This is a genomic window from Streptomyces sp. DSM 15324 (genome assembly GCF_001514285.1).
Classification (GTDB): domain Bacteria; phylum Actinomycetota; class Actinomycetes; order Streptomycetales; family Streptomycetaceae; genus Streptomyces.
The window spans coordinates 945,139-957,760 of sequence record NZ_KQ949023.1 but is presented as its reverse complement, the minus strand read 5'-3'; the positions used below and the strand labels follow the sequence as shown (position 1 = coordinate 957,760).

At 71.7% G+C, this 12,622-nt stretch carries 12 protein-coding genes, 1 other RNA gene and 1 pseudogene; 6 read left to right on the top strand and 8 right to left on the bottom strand.

Features of this window, described 5'->3' with window-relative positions:
* The first annotated feature begins 65 nt into the window (after nucleotides 1-65).
* The 4 genes from AQJ58_RS04155 to AQJ58_RS04140 all read left to right on the top strand — a co-directional run bounded on the left by AQJ58_RS04155 (nucleotide 66) and on the right by AQJ58_RS04140 (nucleotide 3,872).
* Nucleotides 66-812, top strand: a complete 747-nt coding sequence (locus tag AQJ58_RS04155) for a helix-turn-helix transcriptional regulator (protein ID WP_234359967.1) — start codon at nucleotides 66-68, stop codon at nucleotides 810-812.
* A 413-nt stretch (nucleotides 813-1,225) separates the two neighbouring features.
* On the top strand, nucleotides 1,226-1,825 hold the full coding sequence (locus tag AQJ58_RS04150; protein WP_067244814.1) for a flavodoxin family protein: 600 nt from the start codon (nucleotides 1,226-1,228) through the stop codon (nucleotides 1,823-1,825).
* A gap of 204 nt (nucleotides 1,826-2,029) precedes the next feature.
* Nucleotides 2,030-2,899: a helix-turn-helix transcriptional regulator gene (locus tag AQJ58_RS04145; RefSeq protein WP_067244812.1), complete on the top strand. Its 870-nt coding sequence runs from the start codon at nucleotides 2,030-2,032 to the stop codon at nucleotides 2,897-2,899.
* Between the two features lie 403 nt (nucleotides 2,900-3,302).
* Nucleotides 3,303-3,872: a MarR family winged helix-turn-helix transcriptional regulator gene (locus AQJ58_RS04140; RefSeq protein WP_067244810.1), complete on the top strand. Its 570-nt coding sequence runs from the start codon at nucleotides 3,303-3,305 to the stop codon at nucleotides 3,870-3,872.
* Nucleotides 3,873-4,324: 452 nt separating this feature from the next.
* Here AQJ58_RS04140 and AQJ58_RS04135 read toward each other — a convergent pair whose 3' ends face one another.
* The 7 genes and pseudogenes from AQJ58_RS04135 to AQJ58_RS04100 form a co-directional block, all read right to left on the bottom strand.
* Nucleotides 4,325-4,582, bottom strand: coding sequence for an ABC-F family ATP-binding cassette domain-containing protein (locus AQJ58_RS04135; RefSeq protein ID WP_067244808.1), 258 nt, complete (start codon nucleotides 4,580-4,582; stop codon nucleotides 4,325-4,327).
* Nucleotides 4,583-5,561: 979 nt separating this feature from the next.
* Nucleotides 5,562-5,966, bottom strand: an RNA gene (gene rnpB / locus AQJ58_RS04125) — RNase P RNA component class A.
* A 115-nt stretch (nucleotides 5,967-6,081) separates the two neighbouring features.
* Nucleotides 6,082-6,828, bottom strand: a pseudogene (locus AQJ58_RS45825) (DMT family transporter); the annotation flags it as partial.
* A 52-nt stretch (nucleotides 6,829-6,880) separates the two neighbouring features.
* Nucleotides 6,881-7,708: a helix-turn-helix domain-containing protein gene (locus AQJ58_RS04115; RefSeq protein WP_067244804.1), complete on the bottom strand. Its 828-nt coding sequence runs from the start codon at nucleotides 7,706-7,708 to the stop codon at nucleotides 6,881-6,883.
* A gap of 22 nt (nucleotides 7,709-7,730) precedes the next feature.
* Nucleotides 7,731-8,255, bottom strand: coding sequence for a TetR/AcrR family transcriptional regulator (locus tag AQJ58_RS04110; protein ID WP_067244802.1), 525 nt, complete (start codon nucleotides 8,253-8,255; stop codon nucleotides 7,731-7,733).
* Nucleotides 8,248-8,715, bottom strand: coding sequence for a DUF4260 family protein (locus tag AQJ58_RS04105; protein WP_067244800.1), 468 nt, complete (start codon nucleotides 8,713-8,715; stop codon nucleotides 8,248-8,250). The genes AQJ58_RS04110 and AQJ58_RS04105 overlap by 8 nt, the downstream gene beginning before the upstream one ends.
* Before the next feature lie 168 nt (nucleotides 8,716-8,883).
* On the bottom strand, nucleotides 8,884-10,317 hold the full coding sequence (locus AQJ58_RS04100; protein WP_067244799.1) for an RNB domain-containing ribonuclease: 1,434 nt from the start codon (nucleotides 10,315-10,317) through the stop codon (nucleotides 8,884-8,886).
* A 76-nt stretch (nucleotides 10,318-10,393) separates the two neighbouring features.
* Here AQJ58_RS04100 and yaaA point away from each other — a divergent pair, with 76 nt between their 5' ends.
* Both yaaA and eda read left to right on the top strand, forming a co-directional pair.
* On the top strand, nucleotides 10,394-11,176 hold the full coding sequence (gene yaaA, locus AQJ58_RS04095) for a peroxide stress protein YaaA (RefSeq protein ID WP_067244796.1): 783 nt from the start codon (nucleotides 10,394-10,396) through the stop codon (nucleotides 11,174-11,176).
* A 74-nt stretch (nucleotides 11,177-11,250) separates the two neighbouring features.
* Nucleotides 11,251-11,913, top strand: a complete 663-nt coding sequence (eda, locus tag AQJ58_RS04090; RefSeq protein WP_067245759.1) for a bifunctional 4-hydroxy-2-oxoglutarate aldolase/2-dehydro-3-deoxy-phosphogluconate aldolase — start codon at nucleotides 11,251-11,253, stop codon at nucleotides 11,911-11,913.
* Here eda and AQJ58_RS04085 read toward each other — a convergent pair.
* A partial coding sequence (locus AQJ58_RS04085) for a bifunctional RNase H/acid phosphatase (protein WP_234359947.1) occupies nucleotides 11,885-12,622 on the bottom strand: 738 nt, incomplete at its 5' end. The genes eda and AQJ58_RS04085 overlap by 29 nt on opposite strands.

Sequence of the window (12,622 nt, the reverse complement as noted above, 5' to 3'; positions counted from 1 at the left end):
GGGACTGCCGGGACGGATCGGATCGGATCGGATCGGCGGATGGAGAGGTGAGCGTCTTGGCTCAGGTGACAGCTCCGGGCGAGGGAACCGCCTCGCCGATCCTGAGCATCGATCACCAGCATGCGCATCCGCCCCTCCCGGTGGCACCCCATACCCATGCGGAGCCGATGCTGCTGTGGGCGTCGACCACTGCCGTCACCCTGCGCACGGTCTCGCACGACTGGCTGGTGCCTCCGGGACACGGCCTGTGGATTCCCGGCCGCGTCGAGCACACGGGGACGACACGGCACGCCGGTGAACTGTGCGTCATCCGGTTCATGGCCACACGCTGCCCCATCGACTGGGCGCAGCCCACCGGCGTCGCCGTCGGGCCGCTGCTGCGTGAGCTCATCCGATACCTGCGCGCCGAGCCGGACGCGGCGAGCCGCCGGCATGCCGAAGCTCTCCTCTTCAAGGTCCTCCGGCCGCTGCCGACCCACTCGATCCAGGTGCCCATGCCCGCCGAACCGCGCTTGCGTACGATCACCGAGCGACTCATAGACTCGCCCGGAGACCAGCGAGAACTGGCGATGTGGGCGGCGGAGGTGCACAGCGGGGTGCGTACTCTGTCACGGCTCTTCCTCGCCGAGACAGGGCTGACCTTCTCGCAGTGGAGGACTCGGGTCCGTGTCCGCGCCGCAGTAGGCCATCTGGCGACCGGCGCATCGGTCAAGGCCACCGCGCGGGCTGTGGGATACCGAAAGCCCAGCGCCTTCATCGCCGCCTTTCAGCGCGTGACCGGGCAGACGCCCGGTACCTACGGGGGCGAGTAGGAGCCATACAGCGAGTGCGGTTCGGTGTCACATGATGTGACGCTCGGGTCGAGCGGGTTGTCCACTGCGCTGGGCTTGATCCCCTTTGACGGACATCATCCTTCTGGAGCGGCAGCCACTGATCTTCGATGTCCGCCAAACAGGATCAGGCCCAGGTGCGGGCCGAAGGCGCCTGCGCGAGCGCATATGGCAGGTCGAGCGCGATGCCCCTGTGGATGTCAAGGGTTGCGGGGTTGCGCTTCCCCTCCTCCTGACCGGAAACCTGCGCCATGAATTCGTAAAACCAACAGGTGGCCCGGAACGAAAGCGGGGGCAGCGCAGCCAGGGACCAATCCTTCCTACCTTCGCATTCGAATTCCGTGCCACGCTTCCTGAGCCCGGTTCACGCAATGCTTTTCGAGGAGAAAAATCCTATGTCCGCTCTCTCCCGTCCCGCTGTCGCCGTCGCTTTCCATTCCGGCTACGGCCACACTGCCGTGATGGCCGAGGCCGTGGCGCGTGGTGCTGCGCAGGCCGGCGCCGAGGTGATCTCCATTCCTGTGGACACGATCACGGATGAGCAGTGGGTGCGGCTGGACGCCGCCGACGCGATCATCTTTGGTGCCCCCACCTACATGGGCACCGCCTCCGCCGCCTTCCACGCCTTCGCCGAGGCCAGCAGCAAGCGCTGGTACACCCAGACCTGGGCCGACAAGATCGCCGCCGGGTTCACCAACTCCAGTGCGAAGAACGGCGACAAGTCCTCGACCCTGGGCTATTTCTTCACCCTGGCCGCCCAGCACGGCATGCACTGGGTCAGCCTCGGCGTGCAGCCGGGCTGGGCCTCCACCGAAGGCAGCGAGGACGACGTCAACCGGCTGGGCTACTTCGTCGGAGCGGGCGCCCAGACCCCGGTCGATGCCGGTCCGGAAGCGGTCCACAAGGCGGACATCGCCACCGCCGAGGGCCTCGGCGCCCGCGTCGCGCAGCAGACCGCGTTCTTCCGCGCCGGCCGCGCCGCCCTCGCCGCCTGACTTCAAACGACATGGGGTGTCCGAACCCAGAACCACCCAGCTCCGTGACGGCCTGTACGTCGTGCGCTGGACCGAGCCGGTGACCACGTCACCCGCATCGAGGACTACACCGTCGCAATTCATCTTGAATCATCTTGAAGGTGAGGCTTCCAGGGACAGATCTCTCCCCCTGACAACACCGCTCTCCGATGTCAGGGTGATGGCATGAACCGCGATCCTCACCGCCACGATCTGGGGGAATTCCTCAAGGCGCGCCGCGCCGAGCTCGACCCGGCCGCCGTCGGCCTGCCCGGCGGCGGCCGGCGGCGCGTCGCGGGTCTGCGCCGTGAGGAGGTCGCCGTACTGGCGGCCATCAGCACCGACTACTACGCCCGCCTCGAGCAGGGCCGTATCCAGCCCTCGCCGTCCGTGCTGGAGTCCCTGGCCCGCGTCCTGCACCTGGACGACGACCAGCGGGCCTACCTGTACGAGCTCGCGGCCAGGGAGGAGTTCCGCCCGCCCCGCAGGAAGCCTCGCCCCAAGGCGCAGCCGCAGCTGCGGCGCATGATCGACGACATGGCGCACACCCCCGCCTTCGTGATCGGACCGCGCACCGAGATCGTCGCCTGGAACGCCATGGGCGCCGCCCTGATCACCGACTTCGCCAAGATCCCCGAGAAGCAGCGCTACCACATCAGGCTGCTCATCACCGACCCCGCGATGCGTCAGCTGTACGCGGACTGGGAGGGTGTCACCCGGCAAGCCATCGCCCTGATGCGGATGCACAACACGAACAACCCCGGGGACCCGCAACTCGTTGCCATGGTGGAGGAACTCTCCGCCCGGGACGAGCAGTTCCGCGAGTGGTGGGGCGCGCACCACGTCGCCGTCTGCGACACCGGCACCAAACACCTGCGCCACCCTGTCGTCGGGGACCTGCACCTGGACTGGAACGCCGTCACCTGGGCCGCCGACCCCGACCTGCAGATCATCGTCTGGACCGCCGAGTCCGGCACCCCGACCCACGACAGCCTGCGCATGCTGGCCTCATGGGCGGCCGACCCGAGCCGCACGACCAGCGGCAGCTCCATCTGACCGTCCCCGGTATTCCCTTCAACGGGGGGGAGCCTTTTCCTCCTCCACGCCCCACGCCCCACGCCCCACGCCCCGCGCCCCGCGCCCCGCGCCCCGCGCCCCGCGCCCAGGAGGAGGCTCTCCACTCTTGTGCTCGACGACTCCTGGCACGCTCATCACGAGGCGCGCTCCATCACTTCGAGCGGCAGGCGCGTCTCCCTGTCCTCGACCGGGATGGCGTTGGGCCAGGTCGGGGCAGGTCCGCAGCGGGTCCGAGGACAGAGGAAGCTGTCCGCGTGGGGTGCGAGCACGCAGCGCCCGAGCCCAGAGGGGTCGCCCCCATGAGGCCGAGGGCAACGAGGCACCGTATGATCTGCATCCGAACAATTCTCATGTCTCATGCCTTCGCAGGCGGAGCGTGCTCGTGCCCGGCCATCGATCCATCGCCGAAGCCGAGAAACTGGCAGCGGCCAGGCTCGGCGGTGTCCCCGTCCGGCATGACCAGATGGCCGTTGTCGCCAACATCTATCGCGCCGCCTCGGCGGTGCGGCAGCACCTGGAGAACTCCGTGCTGCGCGGCGTCGACCTGACCTGGACCGCCTTCGTGGTGCTCTGGGTCGTCTGGATCTGGGGCGAGTCGGAGACGCGGCACGTGGCCGAAGAGGCCGGGATTTCCAAGGGCACGCTCACGGGGGTTGCCCGGACGTTGGAAAGACGAGGGCTCGTGCGGCGAGCAGACCATCCCACTGACGGAAGACTGGTACTGCTGAGCCTGACCGACGAAGGGGAGGAGCTGATGCAGCGCCACTTTCCGGCGTTCAACGAGGAGGAAGCCTTCGTCACCGGGCGGCTCAGCGACGCGGACTGCCGGACCGTCGCCGACGGACTGCGCCGGGTGGTGCTGCAGGTGGAGGAGAACGGCGAGGAGCGCCGCCAGGATCTGTTGGGCGGTGCCGCCCCGGCGCCACGCCGCAGCGGCCGCCGTAAGGCCTGAGCAGCGACGGTCCCGAACGAGGGAGCCCGGGATCGCTCGTCTGCGAAGGTTCCTGGCACCTTGGCTGGAGCTGGCGGCACTTCCACGCCCGGTTGCTGGGGGAGGGTACGGGGGATTTAGATCACGGCCATGGCGCACCACCGCCACCAGCGGCTGAAACGCCGGCACCCGTCTCGGTGTCGGCCAGGACGGCGCCGGCGGACCGGCCGAGGACTTCTTCGAACGCAAGAGAACAGCTCCTCGGCTTCCCGGCTCCACCCGGTGAACTGCAGGTGCTGGTCCAGCACCGCGGTCGCGCCGACGGGCGTCGGCCTGGCCGGGGACGACGTGCCGAGCGGCCGGGCTGCCTGGTCACGCCCTCGGAAAAGTGCTCATCATCGCCGCTCCTGAAGTCGGTGCAGGAGAGTTTCGGTCGTCCCCGGTGACGCCTGCGCGCGATGGGCCGCGAGGAGTCAGCGCAAGGCGGCGACGCTCTCGTCGGTACGGTCCGGTGCGCTGGACGTGACCTGGTGAAAGACCAGGCCGTCCAGGGCCGCGAAGACGATCTCCGTCATCTCCTGTGACACGTCGAAGCAGGCCAGTGCCTCGCGGATGGCATCGCGGTAGGCGTCGTAGAGCAGGTCGACGTGGTGGCGCAGTTCCGGCCGCCGGCCGGATTCGAGCTTCAGCTCGTACTGCCCGATCACGTCGATGCCGCTGGCGGACGTCAACCTCGCCGACCTCGACAACTTCACCGACGGGACCACCCCGTGGCGCATGTTTCACACCCTGCGTCACCAGGAGCCGGTGCACTGGATGCGTCCCCAGCACCCGCGGGGCACGGTCCGGCACCGCCGGCGCCGTCAGCGGTCTGAGCAGCCGGTTCCGGCCCGCGGCCAGCCGCAGCCGACGGCATACCTCGCGGCCGACCGCCCACCCGACGGCGACCGAACGCAGCCGGCCCGTCAGTCCGTGCTGGAGCGGCGGAGCCGCTCGGACGGCACCTGCTCAATAAACCTCCGGCGAGAACAGTTCTTCCAGTCACAGAAGTACCGGCGCACCCACAGGCGCACTACGACCCGACGGGGGCCCAACGGCGTCATCACTGGTCCGTATGGCCTGGGATCGGGCCGCGCGGCTGAGCCGGGCTGATAACGGCAGCATGCCGACAAGTTCCCGGGTGGCGGGCGGATCAGCGCCGCGATCTGCGGCATCACGAAGGCGGCTCGACTACCCCCGGCAGGACACCGCACACTGCTGACCAGCGACAACACCACCGCCCCGCCGAAGCGCCCTCCAGGGCGCCCATGCCCATTCACGGCAGCCCTGACCTCCGCACGGGGGTTCAGTCCGACGCGTCCCGCGACGCCCGAGAGGGCGGCATGGGCAGCTGTCTCGACACGCCGCGAGCAATGTCACCCGTTCCGGCCCGGGCACGGCTCACTGGAGGACGCGCCATCGGTGCTCAGGTTCAGTCAGAGCAGCTAGGCAATGAAGACACTTCGTACATGTACTTCCGAGTGCATCAAAAACCGAGATGTCCGCTACAGAGCGACTCTGGACCGCATTTGACGACCGACATGCCCGGATATGCCGCATGGACGGCAGACAGAAACGACGGTACCTGTGGCGCAGATTCGACCCGGATTCGCCCCCGAGGGTTTGTTCAGCTGATAAACATGGCCTCTGAACTGCGGAAATATGGAGCGGCAGACGAGTCGGGCTATACGCCGGGTTCTGTCACCCGGTCGCCTCGCGGCAGCCGGGGAGACGGCCATCCATCTAGGGCCGGTGTTGCCACCGGCCTCGTGCGGTCTACCCGCGGACTCGGGCGGGCAGCCCTCCAGCGTCCGCGCAGAGCGCTTTTTACGGCGCTCCTTTTGACCTTGCTCCAGGTGGGGTTTACCTAGCTGCCCAGGTCACCCTGGGCACTGGTGGTCTCTTACACCACCGTTTCACCCTTACCCGGCGCCGAAGCACCGGGCGGTTTGTTTTCTGTGGCACTGTCCCGCGGGTCACCCCGGGTGGCCGTTAGCCACCACCTTGCCCTGTGGAGCCCGGACGTTCCTCGGGAAGCCCCCTAGGGGGACTCCACGCGGCCGTCCGCCCGGCTCGTCTGCCGTGTGGACCATGGTACCGGGCGGCGGTCGCGCCGAGGACCCGCCGCCGTCGCCAGGACCGAGCCCGCCAGGATCAGGGCGAAGGCCAGCAGGACGCTCGTCGTCAGCGGTTCCTCCAGGAACACGGCGCCCGCCGCCACCGCCACCGCCGGGTTGACGTAGGTGATCACCGTCGAGCGAGTCGGGCCTATCTCCTTGATCAGTTCCAGGAAGGCCACGAAGGCGATCGCCGTGCAGATCGTGCCCAGGGCCGCGAGGGCCGACAGGACCGAGGCGGACGGCGTCTCGGAAGGCCAGGTCATCGCCGCCGGGAGGGCGTAGACCAGCGCGGAGAGCGCCAGGCAGGGGGCGATCAGTTGCAGGGTCGGGACGTCCTTCAGGCGGCGGGCCGCGATGAGGGGGGCCGTCGCATAGCCCACCACCGTCAGCAGTACCTCGGCCAGGGAGCGGGCGTCGCCTCCCGTCAGGTGCGGGACGGTCAGGACTCCCACTCCCGCCAGGCCCACCGCCAGGCCCGTCATCCGGCGGGCGCCCAGCACCTCGCCCTGCCCGAGGAAGCGGGCCGCCAGTACGCCCACGATCGGGACCCCGGCGATCAGCAGCCCGGCGGTGGAGCTCGACAGATGCCGCTCCGCGTCCGTCAACGTGAACCAGGGGCCGATGATCTCTATGCACGCGAAGGCAAGCATCGGAGCCCAGTGGGCGCGGACGGTACACGCGAAGCCGCCCTGGCGGATCGCGAAGGGCAGCAGGAGCAACGCGCCCAGCGCGCACCGGGTGAACACCACCATGGACGGGGAGAGGTCCTCCACCGCCACCTTGATCAGCAGATAGGGAATGCCCCAGACCACTCCCATCAGGGAGAACAGGAACCAGCCGCGTGCAGTCATGCACCCACCATCGCGGGTCTCAGCCCCTCGCGTCTTGAACGCTGTTGCGGTACGCCGCTGGCGTCACGCCCAGGACCCTGCGGAACCAGCGGGTCAGGTGCGCCTGGTCCGCGAAGCCGACCAGGGGGGCCACCTCGGCGGGGCGCAGGCCGGCGTCCAGGAGGGCGCGGGCGCGGTGCACGCGGTGCTGGGCCAGCCAGGCGTACGGGGGTACCCCCATCGTCGTACGGAAGGCCCGCAGGAGTTGGTAGCGGGAGAGGTCGAGGGACGCGGCCAGGTCGGCCAGGGACGGGGGTGCCAGGAGTTCGTCGGCCAGGCGGTCGCGGACGGCCCTCGCGATGCGGCCCGCGCCGGGGACGGCGTCGCCGACCGGGCGGGCCGTGGAGTGGCGGCGGGCCAGGGCGGTCAGCAGCCAGGGCAGGCGGGACTCCGCCTCCAGGGGGTCGGGGCAGGCGCTCAGCTCGGTGTGGGTGGTGCGGAGGGCGGCGGCGAGTTCCGGGTCGTCGATCACCGGTTCGCGGAAGTGCGGTACGCCGCCGAGGACGCCCTCGGTGAGCAGGTCCGGGCCAGCGTACAGGGCGCGGTAGGCGTAGCCGTCGGTGGTGTTGGCGGGGCCGCCGGTGTGCATCTCGCCGGGGGCGAGGACGACGATGGCGCCGGGGCCGTTGTGGATGCGGCCGCCCCGGTAGTCGATGATCTCCGAGCCGCCGACGCAGACGCCCACCGTGAACTCGTCGTGCGCGTGCGGCGCGTAGACGTGCTTGTCGAAGCGGGCGGTCAGGAGGTCCAGGGGCGGGCCGCAGCGGCCGAGTCTGGTTCTCGTCCACAACGCCTGTTCACGGCTCATGCCACTCCCCCGTTCAGCAAGGTCACTGGGGGTGGAACGCCTTCAGGCCCTGTTTCCATGCCGCCGCCAGGTCCGCGTCGTCCGGAAACCTGCCGTGGATCTCCAGGATCACCATCCCGTGGGCGAACGCCCACACCGAGCGGGCCAGGTCCACGTCACCGCCGCAGGCCCGCATGAGTGGCATCGCGGCCCGGTCCTCCAGGCCGGCGGGCAGCTGGGCGCGCGGCAGGGGGCGTTCGGTGGCGAGGCAGTAGAGGTGGGGGTGGGCGAGGGCGTAGGCCCGGTACGCCTCCCCGAGCGCCGGCAGGGAGCCCGGTTCGCGTTCCTCGGCCTCCTCCAGGGCCACCGCCGACTCCTCCAGCATCTGCGCGGTGAGCTCGACCTCGACGGCGTGCTTGTCGGGGAAGTGCTTGTACAGGGACGGGGCCTTGATGCCCAGGTGGTCGGCGAGTGCCCGCATGGTGACGGCGGCGGGCCCGGCCTCCTCCAGGAGGGTCCGGGCGGCCGTCGCGATCTCGCGGGCGCGGGGGGTGAGCCGGTCAGTCACGCCGGAAGCCCTCTCCGGTGCCGCGCTCGTGGTCGGTCCCACGCTGGAAGCCCTCCTTCGTACGCAGTCCGTAGCCGAAGGCGCGATCGTACGAGATGTGCGCGAGCCAGCCGCACAGGGCCGCGAAGAACGGCGGCCAGGCGACCGGGCCGACGGCGTAGGCCACCAGCAGCGCGAACGGCACGAGCGCGCGGTGCAGGGCGTTGTAGTACGGCACCGCGCGGGGCGGGAGTTGCCCCTTCGCCATGCGGGGTGCCTCGTCCACGGCCACGAGGAACGTCAGGTCGGGGGCGATGAAGAAGGCCACGGCCGCGGCGCCCGCGAGCCAGCCGTGGTTGACGCCTTCCAGCACGGCGAAGGCCGTCCAGAAGAGGGCCGCCCCCAGCCAGGCCGTACGGCGAAGGAGGCGAAGGGGCGAGCTGGTGCGCGAGCTGGTGGGGGTGCTGGTGGCCGTGCTCATGGCTGCCTCCCGAGTGGGTGCCGTGATCGGCGGCTAACGGCGTTAGCCACACCTCGACCGTAGGGCTAACGTCGTTAGCCGTCAAGGGGTGTGCGCGAGCAGGGGCCCACGCTCGACCCCGCCGCGGCGTCACGGCCACCGACGACGCCGACAGCCTCGTACACGCCCTCACGCGCGAGCGAAACGCACCGTCCGGTGTGCCGGATCGGCCTCGGTGAGGCGGACGCGCAGGCGTTCACCGAGGGGGAGCGGGTCGCCGTCGACCCGGCCGACGACCGCCGGGGACTCCAGCTGGACGGTGCCGGTGGTCGGGCGGTGGTCGTCCACGTCGACCACACAGCCCTCGAACACCTCCCCCACCCGGTCCTTCAGCAGCGCCGCCTCGACCAGGTCGACGCAGGCCCGCTCGACGGCGTGGGCGCGGCGGCCGCCCCCCGCCATCTCCTTCGGCAGGGTGTCCAGCGCGGCGAGCACCCCTTCGGGCGGGGTCTCACCGGCGACGGCGGCGAGGCAGAGTTCGGTGGCGTACCGGTCGGCGAGGCGGCGCAGGGGCGCCGTGCAGTGGGCGTAGGGGGCGGCGACGGCGGAGTGGGTGGTGATGTCCGGCAGCCTCCCGTCGCGGAAGACCGTGTAGCCGGCGCCCCGCAGCAAGGTCGTGCACTCCTGGAGGAAGGCCGCGTGGGCGGGGCGGTGCGGGTCGAGCGAGCGGACCAGGGCGGCGTACGAGACGTGGTGCGGCCAGTCGATGCGCAGGGCGTGCGCGACGCGCCGCAGCCGGCCGACGGCGCCGTCGGGGGCGGGCGGCAGGGTGCGCAGGATGCCGGTGCCCGAGGCCAGCATGAGGTCGGCCGCGGCCATGCCGGTGAGGAGGGAGAGCTGGGCGTTCCAGCCCTCCGCGGGGACCGGGGCGCGGTAGGTCGGCTCGTAGCCGTGGTCCTGCTCAACGATCTCCTGTTCGGGCACGCTGAGGGAGATGCCGCCGCGCTCCGCCTCCAGCGCCTCGCGCAGGCGCCCCACCGTGGCGAGCAGGGCCAGCGGCTCCTCCGCCGTCGCGTCGTCGATCCGCCGCTGCGCCTCGGCGTAGTCGAGCCGGGTGCGGCTGCGGACGAGGGCGCGGCGCAGGTCGACGGCGCGGGTACGGCCGTCCGCGTCGAGGTCGAGGGTCCACAGGGCGGCGGGCCGGTCCCGGCCGGGCAGCAGGCTGGCGGCGCCCTCGCTGAGGACGGCCGGGTGCAGCGGGAGCTTCCCGTCGGGGAAGTAGAGGGTGGTGACGCGACGGTGGGCCTCCTCGTCCACCGGTCCGCCGGGTACGACGAAGGCGGCGACGTCGGCGATGGCGTACCGGACGCGGTAGCCGGTGCCCTGCCGGGACAGGTGCAGGGCCTGGTCGAGGTCGACGGCGCCGGGCGGGTCGAGGGTGAGGAACGGGATGTCGGTGGCGTCGTGCGGCGGCAGGGCCGGGGCCCTGGCGGCGCGTTCGGCCTCCGTCAGGACACCGAGCGGGAAGGCGAGCGGCGCCCCGAGTTCGGTGCGCAGCCGGTCGAGGGCGTCCCGCAGGGCGGCTTCGGGGGCGCCGGTCACGCGGATGTGGCGGCGGGGCATACGGCGAGCGTAGGGCGGGGGCGGTCCGGTGGCACGCCGTACGCTGTCCCGGAGCCCCACCGAGAAGGAGACCCCCGTGCTTGTCCTGCTGCCGCCCTCCGAGGGAAAGGCCTCGTCCGGTCGCGGCGCGCCGCTGAAGCCGGAGTCGCTGGCGCTGCCGGGGCTGACCGCCGCCCGTGAGGCCGTGCTCGACGAGCTGGCCGAGCTGTGCGCGGGCGACGAGGAGAAGGCGCGCGAGGTGCTGGGGCTCAGCGAGGGACTGCGCGGCGAGATCGCCAAGAACACGCAGCTGCGGACGGCGGGCGCCCGGCCCGCCGGGGAGATCTACACGGGAGTCCTGTACGACGCCCTGGACCTGGCCTCCCTGGACGCGGCCGCGAAGCGGCGGGCGGCGCGCTCGCTGCTGGTGTTCTCCGGGCTGTGGGGCGCCGTCCGGGTGACGGACCGGATCCCGTCGTACCGCTGCTCGATGGGGGTGAGGCTGCCGGGGCTGGGCGCGCTGGGCGCGCACTGGCGGGCGCCGATGGCGGCCGTGCTGCCCGAGGCAGCCAGGGACGGGCTGGTGCTCGACCTGAGGTCGGCGGCGTACGCGGCGGCGTGGAAACCGAAGGGCGAGGTCGCCGGACGGACCGCGACCGTACGGGTGCTGCACGCGCCGACCCGGAAGGTCGTCAGCCACTTCAACAAGGCGACCAAGGGGCGGATCGTCCGGAGCCTGCTGACGGCCGGGATCGCGCCGAAGGGCCCGGCGGAGCTGGTGGAGGCGCTGCGCGGGCTCGGGTACGGGGTGGAGGTCCGGGAGCCGGCGCGGGCGGGGACGCCCTGGACGCTGGACGTGCTGGTGGACGAGGTGCACTGAGCCGACAGCCAGGCCTGTTGCAACATGTGCAATGACCTTTGCGCATGCTGCACCCCAAGGGCAGGATGAGCCGCATGAGCTCATCGCTGCCCTTCGTCTCGGCTGCCCCGGTCCTGGATCTGGCGCCGGTCGTGCCCGTCGTGGTCCTCACCGACGTCTCCGACGCGGTGCCGCTGGCGCGGGCGCTGGTGGCGGGCGGGCTGACCGCGATCGAGGTCACGCTGCGGACGCCGGTCGCGCTCGACGCGATCCGGGAGATCTCCGGGGCGGTCCCGGAGGCCGTGGTCGGGGCCGGGACCGTGATCGCGCCGGAGCAGGTGACGGCGTGCGCGGCGGCGGGGGCGCGGTTCCTGGTGAGCCCGGGCTGGACCGACGGGCTGCTGAGCGCGATGCGGGCGTCGGGGCTGCCGTGTCTGCCGGGGGTGTCGACCACGTCCGAGGTGGTGGCGCTGCTGGAGCGCGGGGTGCGGGAGATGAAGTTCTTCCCGGCGCAGGCGGCGGGCGGCACGGCGTATCTGCGGTCGCTCGCCGGGCCGCTGCCCCAGGCCCGGTTCTGCCCGACGGGCGGGATCGGCCCGGACAACGCGGCGGAGTACCTCGCGCTGCCCAACGTGGCCTGCGTGGGCGGGACCTGGATGCTTCCGCCGGACGCGGTGGCGGCGCGGGACTGGGCCCGGATCGAGGGCCTGGCGCGCGCCGCCTCCCGGCTCAGGGACGCAGGTGGGACGTGTCGTTGAAGAGGCGCACGCTGGCGTTGCCGTCGGCGTAGTACGCCACCGCCGACAGCGAGGCCGCCGACAGTTCCATGCGGAACAGGGACTCGGGCGGGGCGCCCAGGGCGAGCCGGACGAACGTCTTGATCGGGGTCACGTGGGTGACCAGCAGGACCGTGCGGCCCGCGTACGCCGCGACCAGCTTGTCGCGGGTGGCGGCGACCCGGGCGGCGGTGGCCGCGAAGCTCTCGCCGCCGCCGGTCGGCTCCGCCTCGGGGTCGGCGAGCCAGCGGGTCAGGTCCTCGGGGTGACGCTCCTGGACCTCGCCGAAGGTGAGGCCCTCCCAGGCGCCGAAGTCCGTCTCGATCAGCCCTTCCTCGATCGTCACCTCCAGACCGAGGCGGGCGGCGACGGCCCCGGCGGTCTGCCGGGTGCGGGCCAGCGGGGAGGCGAGGACGTGCTGGATCGTGCCGCGCCGGGCGAGCGCCTCGGCGGCCCGCTCGGCCTGCTCCCGGCCGACGTCCGAGAGGGAGGGGTCGGTGCCGCCGCGGCCGGAGAACCGCTTCTGCGGGGTGAGCGGGGTCTCGCCGTGCCGGAGCAGGACGAACGTGGCGGGCGCACCGAGGTCGGGGGCGGAACCCCAGCCGACCGAAGGTCTGCCGGCGGGCGTGGCGACCGTACGGGCCGCCCGCAGATCGGCGGCGGCCTTCGGCACGGCGGTGGGATCGGTGCC

What these genes read in the sequence shown, in the direction of transcription:
- AQJ58_RS04105 (WP_067244800.1), bottom strand. Translation starts at nt 8,715, where the DNA reads ATGAGCACGGCCACCAGCACCCCCACCAGCTCGCGCACCAGCTCGCCC.
- AQJ58_RS04150 (WP_067244814.1), top strand. Translation starts at nt 1,226, where the DNA reads ATGTCCGCTCTCTCCCGTCCCGCTGTCGCCGTCGCTTTCCATTCCGGC.
- eda (WP_067245759.1), top strand. Translation starts at nt 11,251, where the DNA reads ATGAGCTCATCGCTGCCCTTCGTCTCGGCTGCCCCGGTCCTGGATCTG.
- AQJ58_RS04145 (WP_067244812.1), top strand. Translation starts at nt 2,030, where the DNA reads ATGAACCGCGATCCTCACCGCCACGATCTGGGGGAATTCCTCAAGGCG.
- AQJ58_RS04115 (WP_067244804.1), bottom strand. Translation starts at nt 7,708, where the DNA reads ATGAGCCGTGAACAGGCGTTGTGGACGAGAACCAGACTCGGCCGCTGC.
- AQJ58_RS04100 (WP_067244799.1), bottom strand. Translation starts at nt 10,317, where the DNA reads ATGCCCCGCCGCCACATCCGCGTGACCGGCGCCCCCGAAGCCGCCCTG.